This window comes from Neobacillus sp. SuZ13, assembly GCF_030123365.1.
Taxonomy (GTDB): domain Bacteria; phylum Bacillota; class Bacilli; order Bacillales; family Cytobacillaceae; genus Neobacillus.
Genome location: NZ_CP126107.1, coordinates 3,607,792 through 3,627,077, shown reverse-complemented (window position 1 = coordinate 3,627,077; position 19,286 = coordinate 3,607,792). Strand labels below are relative to the sequence as shown.

At 40.1% G+C, this 19,286-nt stretch carries 20 protein-coding genes and 1 pseudogene; 13 read left to right on the top strand and 8 right to left on the bottom strand.

All coding sequences use genetic code 11. The features are described 5' to 3' along the window. Positions 1-3 precede the first annotated feature (3 nt). Genes QNH17_RS17780 through QNH17_RS17760 form a run of 5 tightly spaced genes read right to left on the bottom strand, consistent with a single transcriptional unit; the run spans position 4 to position 4,187 of the window. Complete coding sequence (locus tag QNH17_RS17780; protein ID WP_283873957.1) at positions 4-567, bottom strand: dTDP-4-dehydrorhamnose 3,5-epimerase family protein; 564 nt, start codon at positions 565-567, stop codon at positions 4-6. Positions 568-598: 31 nt separating this feature from the next. Next, entirely contained in the window at positions 599-1,150 is a 552-nt protein-coding gene (locus QNH17_RS17775; RefSeq protein ID WP_283873955.1) for a dTDP-4-dehydrorhamnose 3,5-epimerase family protein, read from the bottom strand. Positions 1,151-1,163: 13 nt separating this feature from the next. Continuing rightward, positions 1,164-2,246, bottom strand: a complete 1,083-nt coding sequence (rfbG, locus tag QNH17_RS17770; protein WP_283873954.1) for a CDP-glucose 4,6-dehydratase — start codon at positions 2,244-2,246, stop codon at positions 1,164-1,166. After that, positions 2,239-3,024, bottom strand: coding sequence for a glucose-1-phosphate cytidylyltransferase (rfbF, locus tag QNH17_RS17765; protein WP_283873953.1), 786 nt, complete (start codon positions 3,022-3,024; stop codon positions 2,239-2,241). Before rfbF ends, rfbG begins: the two co-directional genes overlap by 8 nt. 35 nt (positions 3,025-3,059) lie before the next feature. Continuing rightward, positions 3,060-4,187, bottom strand: a complete 1,128-nt coding sequence (locus tag QNH17_RS17760; protein ID WP_283873951.1) for a glycosyltransferase — start codon at positions 4,185-4,187, stop codon at positions 3,060-3,062. A gap of 321 nt (positions 4,188-4,508) precedes the next feature. Here QNH17_RS17760 and QNH17_RS17755 point away from each other — a divergent pair. From QNH17_RS17755 to QNH17_RS17740, 4 genes and pseudogenes are all read left to right on the top strand, one after another. Beyond that, positions 4,509-5,882, top strand: a pseudogene (locus tag QNH17_RS17755) (sugar phosphate nucleotidyltransferase). Positions 5,883-6,256: 374 nt separating this feature from the next. After that, positions 6,257-6,688: an ATP-binding protein gene (locus QNH17_RS17750; RefSeq protein WP_283873949.1), complete on the top strand. Its 432-nt coding sequence runs from the start codon at positions 6,257-6,259 to the stop codon at positions 6,686-6,688. Between the two features lie 168 nt (positions 6,689-6,856). Continuing rightward, positions 6,857-7,105 carry an ROK family protein gene (locus tag QNH17_RS17745; RefSeq protein WP_283873947.1) on the top strand — a complete coding sequence of 83 codons (249 nt, stop codon included), beginning with the start codon at positions 6,857-6,859 and terminating at the stop codon, positions 7,103-7,105. A 75-nt stretch (positions 7,106-7,180) separates the two neighbouring features. After that, positions 7,181-7,711: a hypothetical protein gene (locus QNH17_RS17740; protein WP_283873946.1), complete on the top strand. Its 531-nt coding sequence runs from the start codon at positions 7,181-7,183 to the stop codon at positions 7,709-7,711. Positions 7,712-7,722: 11 nt separating this feature from the next. On the opposite strand, the gene QNH17_RS17735 is transcribed toward QNH17_RS17740, so the two are convergent. Further along, complete coding sequence (locus tag QNH17_RS17735) at positions 7,723-7,872, bottom strand: hypothetical protein (RefSeq protein WP_283873944.1); 150 nt, start codon at positions 7,870-7,872, stop codon at positions 7,723-7,725. A gap of 462 nt (positions 7,873-8,334) precedes the next feature. Between QNH17_RS17735 and QNH17_RS17730 the strand changes: the two genes are divergently transcribed. Further along, complete coding sequence (locus QNH17_RS17730) at positions 8,335-8,475, top strand: hypothetical protein (RefSeq protein WP_155928844.1); 141 nt, start codon at positions 8,335-8,337, stop codon at positions 8,473-8,475. A 54-nt stretch (positions 8,476-8,529) separates the two neighbouring features. Here QNH17_RS17730 and purF read toward each other — a convergent pair whose 3' ends face one another. Continuing rightward, the gene (gene purF / locus QNH17_RS17725) at positions 8,530-9,909 is read right to left on the bottom strand and encodes an amidophosphoribosyltransferase (RefSeq protein ID WP_283873941.1); all 1,380 of its coding nucleotides are present in this window, start codon (positions 9,907-9,909) and stop codon (positions 8,530-8,532) included. Positions 9,910-10,106: 197 nt separating this feature from the next. Here purF and purK point away from each other — a divergent pair, with 197 nt between their 5' ends. The 8 genes from purK to purD all read left to right on the top strand — a co-directional run bounded on the left by purK (position 10,107) and on the right by purD (position 18,168). Beyond that, positions 10,107-11,234 (top strand): 5-(carboxyamino)imidazole ribonucleotide synthase, encoded by a 1,128-nt coding sequence (gene purK / locus QNH17_RS17720; protein ID WP_283873939.1) that lies wholly within the window; start codon positions 10,107-10,109, stop codon positions 11,232-11,234. A 64-nt stretch (positions 11,235-11,298) separates the two neighbouring features. Further along, complete coding sequence (gene purC, locus QNH17_RS17715; protein ID WP_283873937.1) at positions 11,299-12,018, top strand: phosphoribosylaminoimidazolesuccinocarboxamide synthase; 720 nt, start codon at positions 11,299-11,301, stop codon at positions 12,016-12,018. Further along, on the top strand, positions 12,011-12,265 hold the full coding sequence (purS, locus tag QNH17_RS17710) for a phosphoribosylformylglycinamidine synthase subunit PurS (RefSeq protein WP_098571856.1): 255 nt from the start codon (positions 12,011-12,013) through the stop codon (positions 12,263-12,265). Before purC ends, purS begins: the two co-directional genes overlap by 8 nt. Before the next feature lie 12 nt (positions 12,266-12,277). Beyond that, entirely contained in the window at positions 12,278-12,961 is a 684-nt protein-coding gene (gene purQ / locus QNH17_RS17705; RefSeq protein WP_026567597.1) for a phosphoribosylformylglycinamidine synthase subunit PurQ, read from the top strand. Continuing rightward, positions 12,948-15,236: a phosphoribosylformylglycinamidine synthase subunit PurL gene (gene purL / locus QNH17_RS17700; RefSeq protein ID WP_283873930.1), complete on the top strand. Its 2,289-nt coding sequence runs from the start codon at positions 12,948-12,950 to the stop codon at positions 15,234-15,236. The genes purQ and purL overlap by 14 nt, the downstream gene beginning before the upstream one ends. A gap of 14 nt (positions 15,237-15,250) precedes the next feature. After that, positions 15,251-16,285: a phosphoribosylformylglycinamidine cyclo-ligase gene (gene purM, locus QNH17_RS17695; protein WP_283873928.1), complete on the top strand. Its 1,035-nt coding sequence runs from the start codon at positions 15,251-15,253 to the stop codon at positions 16,283-16,285. Positions 16,286-16,287: 2 nt separating this feature from the next. Then, a complete protein-coding gene (gene purN / locus QNH17_RS17690) occupies positions 16,288-16,866 on the top strand; it encodes a phosphoribosylglycinamide formyltransferase (RefSeq protein ID WP_283873926.1) in 579 nt (192 codons plus the stop codon). A gap of 39 nt (positions 16,867-16,905) precedes the next feature. Next, a complete protein-coding gene (purD, locus tag QNH17_RS17685) occupies positions 16,906-18,168 on the top strand; it encodes a phosphoribosylamine--glycine ligase (protein ID WP_283873924.1) in 1,263 nt (420 codons plus the stop codon). A 148-nt stretch (positions 18,169-18,316) separates the two neighbouring features. On the opposite strand, the gene gltC is transcribed toward purD, so the two are convergent. After that, entirely contained in the window at positions 18,317-19,219 is a 903-nt protein-coding gene (gene gltC / locus QNH17_RS17680; RefSeq protein ID WP_283873922.1) for a glutamate biosynthesis transcriptional regulator GltC, read from the bottom strand. Between the last annotated feature and the right edge of the window lie 67 nt (positions 19,220-19,286).

Genomic DNA, 19,286 nt, shown 5'->3' with positions numbered 1-19,286 from the left:
ACCTCAATTATGATCGATTGTGTCGCTAAAACGAAACGGACTTGAGATATGGTCAAATAACGGTAACTGCTGATCTCTTTTTGAAATTATAGGGTTTGGATCTGACCATGGAATCGTAAGGGATTTCCAATGTATTCCGGCATCATGTTGAGGAGAGTGCACACGTGTTGACATATAAACCATAATTGCCGTGCCGGTTTCTACATAAAACCCATGAGCTACTCCTGACGGAATGTATATAATCCCGGGTTTTTCAGAGTCCAACTGAAATATTTCATATTTACCGTAGGTAGGGGATCCGGTTCTAAGATCCACCACAACATCCATCACTTTACCCTGGAGGCAATAAATTAATTTGATATTGTCCCATGGCGGAACTTGAAAATGTAAGCCCCGTAAAACACGCTGGTTCGATATTGAATAGTAACTTTCAACGAAGTTCGTTTCTAAACCGTTTTGTGCAAATTCCTGCTGATGGAAAGTCTTGATGAAACTGCCACGGTTGTCCGTGAAATGCAATGGAATTAACTGATAACAGCCAGGAATGCTTGTTTTCTGTACCTGCATCAAAACACCTCATCTTCATAAGATATATTTATTAAGGTTGGCGGGAGGTAAAAGGGCTTACGAAATCTGACAGTGCTGGCAGTTCACGATCCTTTTTCGAGAGAATGGGATTGTCATCTGGCCACGGGATGGAAAGAGAATTCCAGCGAATCCCGCTGTCGTGAGCAGGGGAGAAAACGGTGGTCATATGGCAAAGAACGATTGCTTGTTCACTTAATACATAAAAACCATGGGCTAAACCGTGTGGAATGTAGACCATATTGGCTTTATCGGATTCCAGTATGAAGGTACTATATTGGCCGTAAGTAGGGGACCCTTTCCTCACATCAACTACGACGTCCATAACCGTCCCCGATACACAGCAAACTAATTTTGTGTGTTCTTTGGGCGGTAGCTGAAAATGCAATCCTCTCAATACTCTTTTGGAAGAAATCGAGTAATATTGTTCTTTTAAGTTGAATTCAAGTTGATGTGCTTTAAAACAAGAGGGAATCACTGTTTTGATGAAACTACCTCGCTCATCTTTAGTGTATGCCGGAATGATTTCATAACAACCCTCGATGCATGTTTTCTCAATACGCATGGAGTCTCCCCCCTTATATTAACTCAGAGAATTCTTCTATTTGCTTAAAACAAACTTCTCTGATGTCGTTTTTTTCATGGTACGCTCGTACCCAATCCATTACTTTTTCAATCGCTTGATCAATGGTCCATTTCGGGTGCCATCCTAATTTTTCCTTTGCTTTCGAATAATCCAGTTTCAAGTAACGAGCTTCGTGGGGATGATTCCTGCTGGCTACTTCGTAATAAGCTTGATTTCCCCATTTTTCGCAAATTCGCTTCACGATCCATTCAACAGGTTTCGCATCGTCGTCCCTCGGACCAAAATTCCATGATTCCGCATATGCAGGTCCTTTGAGGTAAAGTCTTTCAGCCAATAGCAGGTAACCATGGAGCGGTTCCAAGACATGCTGCCAAGGGCGGATAGACTTTGGATTGCGAATCACGATCTTTTTTCCATTTAAAAGCGCCTGTGTACAATCAGGGATCAATCGCCCCGCCGCCCAGTCACCACCGCCTATTACATTGCCAGCTCTAGCAGTAGCTATACCTACTCCATGTTGGTGATAAGTGTTCGGGTTGAAAAAAGCCTTTCGGTAGGAATCTGTAATCAGTTCGCTGCACGCCTTGCTATTGGAATATGGATCGTAACCGCCGAGCCGATCATTTTCCCTGTAGCCCCAATGCCATTCCTTATTCTCGTAACATTTGTCCGTCGTTACGTTAACCAGTGCTTTGATCCTTTTTCCGTTGTTGACGGCCTTTCTGACTGCCTCCAGAAGATAGATCGTTCCCATCACGTTGATTTCATAGGTTTCCTTAGGATCTTCATAGGAATGCCCCACAAGCGGCTGAGCAGCCATATGAAAGATAATATCGGGTTCAGTTTGTAAAATAGTTTCATACAATTGATCAAAATTGCGAATATCGCCATGCACGGAATGAACTAAGTTTTCAATCGAGCATAAATGATACAAATTAGGTTCCGTTGGCGGATTTAAAGCGAAACCGGTAACTTTTGCACCCAGCTGATGCAACCATAAGCATAACCAAGAGCCTTTGAAGCCCGTATGTCCTGTGATAAGCACTTTTTTATTGCACCAGAAACTTTTATTCACTTTGATCGATCTCCTTTTTCCAAGGCGCTTGATTGGAATTCCATAATTCAGATAAATGATTCTTATCCCGAAGAGTATCCATGGGTTGCCAAAAGCCAGAATGCTTGTACGCCACAAGCTGCCCATTCTCGGATAGGGTTTCAAGCGGTTCTTTCTCCAATACCACATCGTCACCGGCTAAATAATCAAAAAATTCTGGCTGCATCACGAAAAAACCTCCATTAACCCATTGCCCGTCACCTTTCGGTTTTTCCACAAATTCCGAGACCGAACCATCCTCCGAGATATTTAAATTGCCAAAACGGCCAACTGGCTGAACGGCGGTTACCGTTGCTATTTTTCCATGGGTGCGATGAGTGTCCACTAATTGCTGGATATTAATATCAGAGAGACCGTCCCCGTATGTCACCATAAATGGATTATTTCCGATATATTTCTGTATCCTCTTGATCCTGCCGCCTGTCATCGTATGGAGGCCGGTATCTACAAGCGTAACATTCCAAGGCTCTACGTTTTGCTGATGAATCGATATTTTTTGTTCTTGAAGATGAAACGTAACATCCGCATGGGACAAAAAATAATCGGAGAAGTATTTCTTGATTTGATCCCCTTTATATCCCAAACAGATGATAAAATCATGAAAACCATAGGATGAATATAGGTTCATGATATGCCATAATATTGGTTTATCACCAATTTCAATCATTGGCTTTGGTTTTAGTATGGTTTCTTCGCTTATCCTTGTGCCGAAGCCCCCAGCCAATATGACAACCTTCATAAAAAACCTCCTAGCTGGGCATTAGAGACGCTATTCTAGGTTTCTCTAATCCCTTGCATGATTTTGATTAAATCTTGTTTAAACTTTTGCAGTTGAAACTCATTTTTGATATATTGCAAGCCATTTTCTCTTAGTCCCATCCACGTTTTCTCATCGGTATAACATTGAATAACTTTTTGGGCAAAATCCTCCGGATCTGCACCAATCAACAAAGTATTTTCATTTAGTTCAAGCTGATCGGCTATTAAGGGAGTCACCACGCTAGGCAGGCCATGGGCGAGACTTCCAATCAATTTCAGGGGGATTCCCGATGCGTATCTTGTTGGAACAACAAATACTTTAGAGCGGTTGTATACATCCCACAGGTCATCCATTTTCCCGCCAACTACGATATTGTCGGAAGCCAATTTCTTGATCGAATGAATATTATCTGAACCAGTCCCCACAATCCATAACTTTGCGCCAAGTGCTTCATAAACTTTAGGATAAATCTCGTTTACAAAATAGAGGATTGAATCTTCATTTGGTGATGGTGAATCAAGAAACGCCCCAACAAAAAGAATATCCTCTCGCTCTTTAAAGGGACTTGAAGTTGGATTGGTATCCATCGAAAAACTGAGCGTTTTTACGGGCTTAATCCCAAAATTTTTGATCGTTTTTCTTTCCCGATCGGATACAGCCACAACCATATCGGCTTTGCTCATTAGATCCAGTTCCCATTGAATGATGGACTTTATCTTATCCTCGCTTAGGTTTTTTCCATACAATTTCCTCCGAAGGATTTCCCGGGCCGGAGAAAAGGTTTCTGAATCATAGATCACTTTTTGTGAAGGATTGACTTTCCTTATCATATCAATGGTTTGACTCATATTGAGGGGACGGCTGATCCAAATCACGTCATAACGATCCTTTTTTTTGAGAAAAAATTGCTTTAAGTTGCTCCTGTCAGGAGTTTTAATTTTTATTCCCTTCTGTTGTAAAAGATCAGTATGTGGTTGTATTTTCTTGGGATTTTGCAAGGGTAATAGAGATACCTCACAACCCATGTCGACAAGGCAATCCAAGACAAGATTGCTTCTAGGATAACCCCATCCTAATTCAGGTGCCGGAATACAATCATCTATGACCAACACCCTTATATTTTCAAGTGAATTAAATCCCATGTAAAGAATTCCTCCTAAGAATTAATTGATCGACGAACCTTTACTGGAAGAGGACAATGTTTGTTTTCTCACGGAAGTGCCCGCAGTGTTAGGTTCATGCTTGGATATAGTATGACAAAACCTGTAGAGAGGATATAATCTAAAAGCCTATAAAATAAAATTGTGCTTTGGGTATACAGAAGTTTTTTAATAGAAATAGATACCCATCCATGCGTTATCTTTATGATCTGCATATGAATATTTAAGGGATGGACATACACATCGAGTAATTATCTTGAACATCTTTGTAAAACTACTAATGTAAAGGATGATTCTTAATAGATGAAGATTATTGTATTATCAGGGGGATCGGGAAAAAGATTATGGCCGTTATCAAATGATTCAAGGTCCAAACAGTTCCTGAAAATACTTCGCAACCCTAAAAATGAGCTGCAATCTATGGCCCAAAGGATGTGGACACAATTAAAGTCTGTTAAATTAGCGGATTTGTGTTTTATTGCAGCCAGCAGAGCACAAGTGGATATTATTCAAAATCAATTAGGCCCCAATATTCCCTTAATTACCGAACCCAGCCGCCGCGATACATTTCCTGCCATTGCTTTAGCCTGCAGTTATTTGTATTCCAAAGTAAAGGTCGATTTAGAAGAAGCAATCCTGTGTGATACCGTGGATCAATTCGTGGAAGAGGAGTTCTTCCACCGCATTAAAGAACTTGAGTCAATAATCAATGAAACTGGCACGTACTTAGCCTTACTGGGTGTACGCCCGACACAACCGGATGAAAGATTCGGATATATCATACCGAAAAATCAAGGGAGGGCAGAAGTAAACTATCTGCATGTAGATCGTTTTATAGAAAAGCCCAATCTGAAACTGGCGGAAGAATTGATCGAACAAAATGCCTTGTGGAACTGTGGAGTGTTTGCTTTTAAGCTAAAGCATATGATTTCTGTCATCTCGAATGAAAAATGGCCGTTAGAGTACCATAAAATGATTGACATATTCGAGAAATTACCAAAGACCAGCTTTGATTATAAAGTAGTTGAGAAGACAGGGAGTTTGATCGTTGTTCCTTATACCGGCAAATGGAAGGATTTAGGCACTTGGAACTCATTAACGGAACAGCTCGATACAAACGTTTTAGGAAAGGGATTCATTAGTCAAGACTCAAAAAACACTCATTTAATAAATGAATTGAATCTTCCAATTACGATTTTAGGCCTATCAAATGTAGTGGTGGCCGCAAGCCCTGATGGTATCCTTGTGTCCGAGAAACAAGCAAGTCCAAGAATCAAACAATTCACAGAAAACAACAATGAAAGACCCATGTAAGAAGAAAGGCGTTGGGGCTGGTACAAGGTATTGGATTACACTTCTTATAAAAAGGAAGATAGCGTACTTACCAAAAAAATTAGGATCCATTCAGGTAAAAATTTAAGTTATCAAACCCACAAAAAGAGAAGTGAAGTATGGACGATTATTTCAGGAGTAGGAGAATTCGCCTTGGATGGAGATATTATCCAAATAAAAGCCGGTGATGTTTTAAAGATACCGATGGGCGCGAAGCATGCCATTAAGGCCATTACTGATGTTGAATTAATTGAGGTTCAAAGAGGAAGCGAGCTCATTGAGGAAGACATTGATCGGCTTCTGTTAAATTGGGAGGAGATAGAGAAACATTGTCAAAGAGTATAGCTGCTATCTTTTTACGCAAAAGTTAAGTTGAATAAAATGAATGGCTAGAACACGCCTTTATTAAAATCCCAAGAAGTATAACTAACGTTCAGTTTGCGCAACAAGAAAAAGGGATCGCTGCATTTGTCAACATCCTCAACGAAGCGTCCCCCTTTTAAATTCAGATAGGTATGGGTTTGATAGACGATATTGTGATCTTTAACTTTATATGATCATACCAAAATATTTTATTGTATATTCTTTACAGTTAATTTGTCCCTTTCAAAACAACATTCTTTCGCATTACATGAAGTACAAGCACTTCATACTAAACTACTGGGGTTTTATTGGCGATATACAGCATGCAGGTGCAAATTTTTTGGGGAGAGATGTAAGTGAAACTGGGGATTATGTGCGGGATGCCACTAAGCGGAAAATCAACATACGCTAAATTGTTACAGAAGCAAGGATGGGTACGTGTATCTCTTGATGATATCAGGCTTGCTTTACATGAGCAAAATTATAAAGTAGAGGCTGAACCAGTCGTTTGGGGAACCGCTGAACTTATGGTCAGGTCATTACTTAAAAGTGGTCATAAAGTGATTGTTGATACGACAAACAGAACCAAAGAACGTCGTAAAAGATGGCTACAGGTCGCTAAAGAATTCGGGCATACTTTGGAAATTTACTATGTTGACACTGACTATGAAACTTATAAAGAACGTAACAAAGCGCAAAATCGGCTATCTAAAAATTATCTAAAGCAAATATACAAAGAATTCGAGAAACCGACTTCTGATGAAGGAACCATTATTATGGTACGTTAGCCATAAAACTATCCAAGATAGGGATAGAATCAATAAATGGACCATACATTTTTATCAAAACGGTACCATTAAAATCATGTCCCTTATTACGATTAATGGATTTCAATTAAAGAAAGTATGAAATTAAGTTTTTACTAAAAAAAGCAACGCGTTACAAGGGGGAGTTAAATGAAAAAATATCTTTCTTTTGATATAGGTGGGTCAAAAATAAAGCATGGACTCTTATTAGAGAATGGAACTATTCTTTCCAAAGATAGCTACAAAACCATGAACAATGATCTAGATATATTTTTAAAAGATATGGTAGAGACCATTAAACTGTACAAAAAAAATAATGATTTAAGTGGTGTTGCTATTAGTTTACCAGGATTTATTAATCCCAAAACAGGTTATTCCGAACGAGGGGGTGCTATATAAAAAAACTAAGGCCCCTTGTGCTACAAGGAATCAGGCTATTCTTTATAGTTAATTCAAAAGTGAGGTGGAATGAATTTGGGAGAAAAAGCGATGTTTTTGACTAGTAGTGATATAAAGTTAATTAAATTGTGGATAGAAGGAATAGGAAGTCAAACATTTAAAAGAAGGGCAAGAATGGCAATGTGGAATTACAACCATTATATAGGACTTTCTTACAATATAATAGGCTTTGGAATGTCCCGAGTCGTATTTGATTTAAACAATGGTTTTGCTTTAAAGGTTGCCACTAATGCAGAAGGAATTAATTGCAATAAAGTAGAGGACGTAATATACAATTTTGCCCCCCCTTCCCTGAAAAAGTACCTTGCTGAAGTCAAAGAGCATGGATATGGGTGGATTATCATGGAGAAGATGAAAAATGTTCCTGATACCGAGGAAAATAGGGAGAAGGTACTCCGCATGAAAGAAAAGTTCAAAAAATACGGAATACATGCCGGTGATATAGTGGACGAAGAGAATAAGCCGAAATGGAAAAATATCGGTATAAACGAAGAAGGTAAAATCAAAGTGGTTGATTACGGCCATTTTAATATATTTCACAATTAGGGAGAACGGAACTAAGAAATATATAATGCTAGCGTTCCTTTCGCTTTGCCTTCCGCACGTTTAATCCCCTTAAACGTCTGAAATAATGAATCTAGATTGTCTGCAGATTTTTGAACTGTTCTTTCCTTTTTCATATGCTTTCCTGTTCGTTTCTCAGCCAAAATAAAAACCCCTCCTGTCGGTTAAATTAACCGAACAAAAAGCGCATAAACCGAGCGCTACCCTGCGATTAAAGCAAGGCATACGTCAACGGAAATAAAAAAGGTAGAAACTCCGTTATATCAACGTCTCTACCAACATGATGACCTGTACAGGGATCGAACCTGTGACCTCAACCCTGTCAAGGTTGTGAAGTGATTCAGATAAAAACATTTATAGAATACAGCATTAAAGGGCTTACTTCAAAATGGAGTAGCCCTTTTTGGTTTTTAAAGACTCATAAGGTTTATTTAAATCCAAAACAATTTTAAGTAAAACTATAACCACTGAAACTTGGTTAAAAAATTTAAGAAAATAGTGAAAAACACAACAATATTGGTTTATCACCTAAAATTAGGAATAGTAAGAGTTTTGATAGAGATACTAAAACCTGTTTGATAATTATTTATTTGGAGGGATTTTTTATGATGGATAAAGAAAATCAGTATGTTGCCGCTTCACTATCACCTAATTTGATAAATGAAATTCAATCACTAGAAGAAAAAATAAGTGAGCAAGCACAAAAAAAAGTAGTGGTTATCGCGTATGAAAATGATAATAATTAGTTAGGTATAAAGACTAGGACTTCCATTATAGAGGTCCTAGTGTAATTAAGGTTATCACTTCAAATACAAATCAGTTGGATATGCACCACTAAAACAGGCGATACAACGGTTGCTAGTATCTGCCAGATCTACATCTACAGCCTCTAATAATCCATCGGTACTTAAAAAGGCTAATGAGTCTGCTCCAATCACACTTCCCATTGCTCGTTCATGTTCATGTTTGTTTGCAAAAAGTTCTTCTTTTGTTGGCATATCCACTCCATAAAAACAAGGATTTCTTACCATAGGGGAACTAATTCGTACATGGACCTCTTTTGCACCTGCTTGACGAATCAATTGAACAATTCGCTTGCTTGTCGTTCCACGTACAATTGAATCATCCACAAGCACGACCCGCTTATCCTCGAGAATTTCACGAACAGCACTTAATTTTAGACGAACGGCCAAGTCCCGTAATTCTTGGGTTGGTTCAATAAATGAACGACCGGCATAGGGATTTTTGATGATTCCCATTTCATATGGAATTCCTGATTGTTGGGCAAAACCCATTGCTGCAGGGACACTTGATTCAGGAACAGCAACGACAACATCAGCAGGTGTCGGATGTTCTTTTGCTAAAATTTGGCCTAATTCTTTTCGGATGGATAAAACACTTCTTCCATGAATCACACTATCTGGACGAGCAAAGTAAACAAATTCAAAGGAGCAAAGGGAAACGTCACCTTTTGCAGCAAATCTGCCGGTTTTTATTCCCGTCTCGTCAACAAGAAGCCATTCTCCCGGTTCAACATCCCTCCAAAACTTAGCATCAACCGCATTAAGTCCACATGTTTCTGACGACGCGACAATGGATTCACCAATTTTTCCGAGACTAAGAGGCCGTAAGCCATGACGATCTAGGGCAATCAGCATTTGTTTATCTGTCATGATCAGCAAAGCAAAGGAACCGTCAATCCGCTTAAGAACTTCAGGTCCAGTTTCATTAAAATATTTTTTACTGGAACGGGCTATTAGGTGAGCAATAATTTCTGTATCAGTAGTTGTCTGAAAGATGGCACCCTGTTCCTGGAGAACCTTACGTTCGATATTGGCATTCACTAGGTTTCCGTTATGGGCAACGGCCAAATCGCCCTCACTGTACTTAAAAACAAGTGGTTGTGCGTTTTGTAGTAAACTTGCACCAGAAGTAGAATATCGTACATGACCGATGGCCATATTTCCGCTTAGTCCATCAAGGATCTCACGTGAAAATACTTGGGTAACTAATCCCATTCCCCTGTGATGCCTGAATGATTTTCCATCACTAGCGACAATTCCTGCACTCTCCTGTCCGCGGTGTTGAAGTGCATGAAGTCCATAATATGTTAAATGGGCTGCTTGGGGGTGATTAAAAACTCCAAATACACCGCATTTCTCTTGCATTTCTGAATCCATATGTGTACTCCTCCCCTTGATTTTATTTCATTATTTTTGGCGAAAGCAGAATTTTTATCCTTTACCAAAATTGTCTAGTTGAATTGTATTAGCTTGAAAACTATAAAAGTATTTTTGATTAAAAAAGTAATTAAGTGCATTTCAGGAAAACCTAAAATTATGAAAAGCTTAAAAAAGGATGAAGGAGGAAAAATGCTTTGAGAGTCATTAAACCCTGCTCAACGATTGGTATCTTAGGGGGAGGCCAGCTAGGAAGAATGATTTCAATTGCTGGTAGAAATATGGGATATCGCTTCATTACTTTGGATCCTACACCTAACTCACCTTGTGGACAAGTGGCAGATCTTCAAATCACAGCTCCCTATTATGAGCTTAAAGCTGTTAAGGATCTCGCCGCTTCCTCGGATGTGATTACTTATGAATTTGAAAATGTTGATTCTAATGTAACCTCTATTTTAGAAACGACCTCCTTTGTACCTCAAGGAAGCGAACTGCTCAAAATAACCCAAAATCGCATCCGAGAGAAATCCACGTTAAAGTCCTTCAATGTGCCAGTAGCTCCGTTCTTGGTCATACAAACTGAAAATGACATTGAAACGGCAATCGTTCAATTGGGATTGCCATTCATAATGAAAACAGCTACAGGGGGCTACGATGGGAAAGGGCAATGGGTTATAAAGAGCAGAGATGAAATTCCAATTGCTATTGAGGCTTGGAATAAGGCAGGGATGGACATGATCATCGAACAATTTATCCCGTTTAGCAAAGAAATATCGGTAATCGTGGCTCGAAATACACAAGGTCAAACAAAGACTTTCCCAGTAGCTGAAAATGTCCATATTAATAGTATCCTGCATCAGTCCTTCGTACCTGCAAGAATTACCGATGAGCAAAGGATTCAAGCGGAAACTACCGCATTGAAAATAGCTGACTCCTTACAAGTAGTTGGACTAATTGCAATAGAAATGTTCATTTCAGATGATGGTGAAATTATCGTGAATGAGTTAGCACCAAGACCTCATAATTCCGGGCATTATTCCATGGATGCATGTATTACTTCTCAATTTGAACAGCATATTCGGGCAATATGCGGACTGCCTTTAGGAGATACTACTCTTTTAAGTCCGATTATCATGGTTAATATTTTAGGTCAGCATTTAAATAAAGTGCTAGATAATATAGAGCAGTTACCACCAACAGCCAAACTACATTTATACGGCAAAAAGGAAAGCGCAGAAAATAGGAAAATGGGTCACATTAATTTTTTAGGTTCAAATCTCGAGCAAATAGACAAGCAAATTAAGGATCTTGGAATTTGGTCATAAGGGAACGTGGTTTAGAGTCGACCTGCTAAATTCATAACCAACGAGTGAAACGAGTGAAAAAATAATGGAAAAATTAGAAAAGCTTTATGAAGGAAAAGCAAAAAAAGTGTACAAAACATCAGAACCAGGAAAGTATTGGATTGAATATAAAGATGATGCTACCGCCTTCAATGGTGAGAAAAAAGGTAAAATTGCAGGAAAAGGAACTCTAAATAATGAAATTAGTGCGATCTTCCTAAGTTTGTTAAAAGAGAAAGGCGTGGAAAATCATTTTATTAAAAAGATTTCATTAACAGAGCAGATTGTACATCAAGTAGAGATTATCCCGATTGAGGTTGTCGTCCGAAATATAGCGGCGGGCTCCCTTGCAAAAAGGCTTGGATGGGAGGAAGGGAAGGAACTACCGGGACCCATTGTGGAATTTTACTATAAGAATGATGAATTGGGGGACCCTTTGATTAACCATGATCATATTTCCATTCTTGGACTCGCTTCAGAGCCAGAATTGGTTGAACTTCGAAAACAAGCCCTAAAAATCAATAAGATTTTAAAAGAGTATCTTTTAAACAAAGATATTATCTTAGTTGATTTTAAATTAGAGTTTGGAAAAACCCCAGCAGGCAATATTATCTTAGCGGATGAAGTCTCTCCGGATACGTGTCGCTTTTGGGATGCCCATTCAAAGGAAAAGTTAGATAAAGACCGGTTTAGGCGGGATTTAGGGAACGTTGAGGAAGCCTATCAAGAAATACAACGGAGAATTGGGGGTAATGTCAATGTTTAAAGCAACAGTATATGTAACCTTAAGAGAAAGTGTACTAGATCCACAAGGGAATGCCGTTCATGAGTCGTTGCATTCTCTTGGATATGATGAAGTTGGAGATGTACGAATAGGGAAATACATGGAACTTGAAATTAATAGCGATGATCAAAAGGCGGCAGAAGAACGAGTAAAGGATATGTGTGAGAAACTGTTAGCCAATACCGTTATTGAAGACTTTCGGTTTGATCTTACCAAGCAGGAAGGATAGGAGGGGAATAAGATGAACTTTGCTGTACTGGTTTTTCCTGGTTCAAATTGTGATGTAGACATGTATAAAGCAGTGTTAGACACGATTGAACAGTCTGTCGAATATGTATGGCATCTTGAAACGGACCTATCAAAATATGATGCAATTCTTGTTCCAGGAGGGTTCTCCTACGGGGATTATTTGCGTCCAGGGGCTGTTGCGAGCTTGTCTCCTGTTATGGAGCAGGTGAAAATAGCCGCTGAAGAAGGGAAATTGATTCTTGGTGTCTGTAATGGGTTTCAAATTCTAACCGAAGCTAATCTTTTGCCAGGTGCTTTACGAAGAAATCAACGTTTAAAATTTCATTGTGACTTCATAGATTTAATAGTGGAAAACAACCAAACTCCGTTCACATTAGACTATCAGGAAGGTGAGACGATACGCATTCCGATTGCCCATGGCGATGGTAATTATTACTGTGATCAAGAGACGTTGGATGAATTAGAAAAGAACAATCAAATCGTATTCAGATATAAAGGGACGAATCCAAATGGGTCGATTTCTGAGATTGCAGGGGTCATCAATGAGAGAGGAAATGTTTTAGGATTAATGCCCCACCCGGAACGTGCGGTTCATAAATGGCTGGGAACAGATGACGGAAAACGTATGTTTTCATCTATTTTAAGTTACTGGAGGAAACAATATGGTACAGCATAAAGAACCAACTCCTGAGCAAATCGCTCAGCAGAAGGTCTATCGGGAAATGGGATTAACTGATGATGAATTTGATAAAGTAATTGAAATCCTTGGGCGGAAACCCAATTATACGGAAACCGGCATATTTAGTGTCATGTGGTCCGAGCATTGCAGCTATAAAAATTCGAAGGTAGTTCTCAAACGTTTTCCGACATCCGGCCCTCACGTCTTGCAAGGCCCTGGAGAAGGAGCAGGTATTGTTGATATAGGTGATAATCAAGCAGTGGTGTTTAAAATTGAAAGCCACAATCATCCTTCCGCCATTGAGCCGTATCAAGGTGCTGCAACAGGGGTGGGCGGGATTATTCGTGATGTTTTTTCTATGGGAGCGCGCCCAATCGCTCTATTGAACTCGCTGCGTTTTGGCGAACTTGATAACCCAAAAACGAAATATATCTTTGAAAATGTGGTCGCGGGTATTGCCGGATATGGTAACTGTATGGGCATTCCAACGGTTGGCGGGGAGATTTACTTTGATGCTTCCTATGAAGGGAATCCCCTTGTGAATGCCATGTGTGTGGGTTTAATTAACCATGATGAAATTCAAAAAGGCGTCGCTAAAGGGATTGATAATCCTGTCATTTATGTTGGAGCGGCTACCGGCAGGGATGGAATTCATGGAGCTACCTTCGCTTCAGAAGAGTTGAGTGAAAATTCCGAAGCGAAACGTCCAGCCGTCCAAGTGGGCGATCCTTTTATGGAAAAATTGCTACTTGAGGCCACTCTTGAATTGATCGCCTCTGGTCATGTGGTCGGGATACAAGATATGGGAGCAGCGGGGTTAACCAGTTCAAGCTCTGAAATGGCCAGTAAAGCGGGAAATGGAGTTGAATTGGATCTTGATCTCGTTCCACAACGCGAAAAAGGAATGAGCGCCTATGAAATGATGCTCTCCGAATCACAAGAAAGAATGCTGGTCGTAGCGAAAAAAGGAAAAGAAGGGGAAGTAAAAAAGATATTTGATAAATGGGGACTCTACTCTTCTGTGATTGGCAAAGTGACTGATGATAACCAACTCCGTTTACTTCACAAGGGAGAGATTGTGGCGGAAATACCCGCGGACAAGCTTGCAGAAGATGCGCCAGTGTATTGTAAGCCATCGAAAGTGGCGCCGTATTACGAACAATCTTCATCATTAGACATTACTGCATCCATCGAAGAGCCAAAAGATTATAATTCTGTACTGCAGCAACTGCTAGCATCACCTACGATTGCCAGCAAAGAGTGGGTATATCAACAGTATGACTATATGGTTAGAACAAATACCGCTGTCATGCCTGGATCGGATGCGGCTGTTGTTGCTATTCGTGGAACACGGAAAGCCCTGGCGATGACAACGGATTGCAACGGAAGGTATGTTTATCTTGATCCGTTTGTTGGAGGAGCTATAGCGGTAGCTGAAGCAGCCCGTAATGTGGTTTGTTCCGGGGCCGAGCCTTTAGCTATTACTGATAACTTGAACTTTGGAAGTCCGGAAAAGCCAGAAATCTTCTGGCAGTTTGAAAAGGCAGCGGATGGAATTAGTGAAGCATGCCGTCAACTCAATACTCCTGTTATTGGTGGGAATGTCAGCTTATATAACGAGACAAAAGGAGAAGCTATTTTTCCAACACCAACCATTGGCATGGTTGGGTTAATTAAGGATATCCAACATATTACAACTCAAGAATTTAAAAAAGATGGAGATTTCATTTTTTTAATTGGAGAAACAAAAGCAGAAATAGGCGGGTCGGAATACCAAAAAATAATGACAGGAAAGATCGAAGGGCGCCCGCCGCAGTTAAATCTTGATTTGGAAAAGAGGATACAAGCTTTTACCCTTAAAATGATTCAAGAAGGATTGGTGCAATCAGCTCATGATACAGCGGAAGGCGGTTTAGCAGTTGCTTTAGCTGAAAGTTGTATAAGTGGGAAGAAAGGTGCCGAAATTCAAGTAACCGAAGAACTTCGAACAGATTTTAGCCTTTTTAGTGAATCTCAATCTCGAATCATTCTTTCCGTTTCTCCGGAAAATGTTGAGAAGATTAAGAAAATGGCGCAACAGCAGGAGGTGCCACTAAAAGAAATCGGTCATGTGAAAGGTCAAGAACTTTCAATTAGGCATAATGATAATACCGTTATTTCTCAACCGATTTCTAAATTGGCAGAGACCTGGCGAAATGCTATACCTAAGATTATGTGTTCGGGATTATTAAAAAAGCTCAACATGCAGGAAATCTCTGCAAGTTTACCGTAAAGGAGAGAAACGATGTGAGTGATGCTTATCGCCATGCTGGAGTCAATATCGATGCTGGAAATGAAGCCGTTGAGCGAATGAAAAAACATGTAAAAAAAACCTTCCGGTCAGAGGTTTTAACGGGATTAGGCGGCTTTGGGGCCCTTTTTAAGCCAAATTTGTCGAAGATGGAAGAGCCTGTTTTTGTTTCTGGTACGGATGGAGTAGGGACCAAATTGAAAATTGCTTTTGCCATGAACAAGCATGATACCATTGGAATCGATGCTGTTGCCATGTGTGTGAATGACGTCATCGTCCAGGGGGCCGAACCGCTTTTTTTCCTAGACTATTTAGCCTGCGGTAAGATCATCCCGGAAAAAATTGAAGCGATTGTTAAAGGGATTGCAGATGGCTGTGTTCAGGCAGGATGTTCCCTAATTGGCGGGGAAACTGCCGAGATGCCGGGAATGTACCAGGACGAGGAATATGATATTGCAGGCTTTACGGTTGGTATGGTGGATCAAAAACATGTCATTGATGGATCAAAAGTACAAGAAGGCCAGGCACTTATTGGGTTAGCTTCAAGTGGAGTGCATAGCAATGGGTTTTCACTTGTCCGCAAGGTTCTATTGGAGGATGCTAAGCTCTCATTAGGTGATTATGTGGAGGAATTGGGGACTGATTTGGGAAAAGTGCTGCTTGAACCCACAAAAATTTATGTGAATTCGGTCCTTTCAACGATACGGAAATTTAATGTCACTGGAATGGTCCATGTAACAGGCGGGGGTTTTTATGATAACATTCCACGAGTTCTTCCCAATGGATTACAGGCTGAAATTAAAGAGGGTTCATGGAAAATCCCGAAGATTTTTTCTTTTATCCAACAAGTAGGCAAAATTTCAGATTATGATATGTTCCGAACCTTTAATATGGGAATTGGAATGATTTTAGTTATAGATGCTGCAGACACCACGGAAGTTATTGATCACCTGCAAACGTTGGGTGAGGAAGCCTACGTAATTGGTACAGTGCAAAAAGGTACTGAAGACGTCGTATTCAAGAAGGAGTAAGTATGAAGATTGCTGTTTTTGCTTCTGGTACAGGTTCAAATTTTGCTGCGATTCTAGACTCCATAAATTCAAAAAAAATCAATAACGTTGACGTGGTTTTACTGGTCAGTGACCGTCCTGAAGCTCTTGCAGTCCGCACGGCTATTAATGAATCAATCCCAGTTTTTTCTTTTACTGCAAAAGATTATCCCAATAAGCAAGCCTATGAAGAAGAGATCCTTGAAAAGTTAACTCTACTGGAGGTGGAGTTTATCGTGCTGGCTGGATATATGAGACTATTAGGTCATGTATTACTGCAAGCATACGATCGGAAAATAATCAATGTCCACCCGTCTTTATTACCAGCTTTCGCAGGAAAAGATGCTATTGGTCAAGCCCTCGATTATGGGGTAAAGGTAACCGGAGTCACGGTCCATTTTGTGGACGAAGGAATGGATACAGGACCGATTATCGACCAGCGTGCCATCACAATTGATTCGGAAGAGACCAGGGAAACATTGATAAAAAAGATTCAGGAGCAGGAGCACAAATTATTACCAGAAGTGATTCAAAGATTGGCGAATATGGAGGCTGCGGAATGACAAGAGCATTGATTTTTAAACACTAGGAGGTAAGACATAATGAAGGTGTTAGTCATAGGGGGAGGCGGCCGTGAGCATGCGATTGTTTGGAAACTGTCTCAAAGTCCTAAAGTTACTCAAATTTATTGTGCGCCGGGCAATCCTGGGATTGCAGAGTTAGCGGAATGTGTTTCCATTGCTGTTTCAGACATTAAGAAATTAGCGGATTTTGCACAAAAAGAACAAATCGATCTTACTTTTGTAGGACCAGAAGAGCCGCTCTCATTGGGTATTGTCAATTTTTTTAAAGAACAGGGTTTAGCGGTATATGGACCTTCAAAGGAAGCGGCATCGATAGAGGGAAGTAAGGCCTTCGCTAAAGAATTAATGATGAAGTATCAGATTCCGACTGCTAAATATGCTTCTTTTACGAACTATGAGGAAGCACTCGCCTATGTCAACTGCGAAGGCGCACCAATCGTAATAAAAGCAGATGGCTTAGCTGCAGGAAAAGGTGTCGTTGTGGCAAAAACACTGGAAGAAGCGGAAGAAGCACTTCAAAGTATGATGAAAGAAGTTTCCTTTGGCTCGGCGGGAGCGAGGGTGGTTGTTGAGGAATTTTTAGAAGGAGAAGAATTGACCTTGCTCGCTTTTGTGAATCGGACTACGGTAAAGGCAATGGTACCAGCGCAGGACCATAAGCCGGTATATGATGGCGACAAGGGACCTAACACCGGTGGAATGGGAACCTATGCACCGTTACCACATATTGATCCATCAATCGTTGAGCAGATTATTCATGAAATCGTCGAACCAACCGCAAAAGCTATGGTAGAGGAAGGCTGCCCATATGAGGGAATTCTCTATACAGGTTTGATGCTGACAAAGTCTGGTCCAAAGGTCATTGAATATAATGCACGCTTTGGCGATCCGGAAACACAGGTAGTTCTTCCTCTGTTAGAAACAGATTTACTTGATATTTTGCTGGCAAGTCTCACCGGAGAATTAGAAAATGTAGAAGTGAAATGGAAAGACAAGTCTGCTGTTTGCGTGATTATGTCTTCTGCCGGCTATCCGGGACCATTCGAAAAAGGCCAAGTGATCAAAGGATTGGAACATATAACTTATCCGACTATTGCATTCCATGCTGGCACCACCGTAAAGGATGGAGAAATTCTAACAAATGGCGGCCGAGTCCTGGGGATCACTGCCATTGGCGACGATTTGAAGGAAGCGAGAGATTTGGCCTACCAATCCGTAGAGAAGGTAACTTTTATAGGTGCTCATTGCCGAACAGATATAGGATCAAAGGCATTTCGTTGACTATTCATTTCTGATTTTAAAGAGGTTCATCAAGGAAGATGAGCCCAAATAGGAAAGCCTGCTTAAAAGCAGGCTTTCCTATCTGTTATTTATATTGTCTATCCTAAATGGACAAATAAATAAAGTGTCTTTTAACAGTGCCTGACACCTATTGAAACTGCTCTAATACACGGAAGAAGTCAATTGCAAATTGGTAGAAGAGGTTTTCAGATGGTGCCAGGTCTCTGTATTTTGGTGTGATGAGGCCGACTGTTCGCTTTACTTGAGGGGAACTTATCGGTATTTTTACGGTAAACCTTGGAATGGAGTCGTATACGGTACTTTCAGGTAAGAGGCATACACCAATTCCTGCTGAAACTAGTCCCTTTAAGGCATCCAAATCCTCTCCCTCTGAGGTGATATTTGGTACAAAGCCAGTTTCTTTGCACGCCTCTATGGCAATTTTTTGAAGAACATATCCCTGTGGGAATGAAACGAAGGAATCGTTTCGTAACTCTTTAAGTTCTATCCTTTTTCGGTCGGCAAGTGCATGGTTGGAAGGAAGCAAAGCAGAGATGTTCTCTGTAAATAGTATCTTTGCTTCAATATCAGGATCTTTAGTTGGGACAGGCCCAATAAACGCTAGATCAATTTCACCATTCTTAACGGCATCGATTAAATATTGATAAGAGCCTTGTCTCAAATGGAAAACAACGTTTGGTTGTTTTGTTCGAAAGGCGGAGATAACGGTTGGCAGCCAGTAGCTTGCTAGACTTGTTGGATAACCAATTTTAATGGTACCTGATTGAGGATCCAAATACTCATCCACTTTTTCTTTTGCCTCATCGATCAATTTTACCGCTTTTTTTATATGGCTTAAAAAGATCATTCCAATCTGCGTTAACTTAATGTTCCTTCCGGTGCGTTCAAATAAACGTACACCAAGTTCATCTTCTAATTTAGCAATCTGAAAACTTACAGCCGACTGTGCGACATTGAGATTATCTGCCGCCTCTGTTACATGTTCGCGCTCAGCAACCTCCATAAAATAACGTAATTGACGTAGTTCCACCTTACACCCTCCATTCATATAAAAATGAGATTGATTTAATCTAAATTATATATTGTTTATATGTATA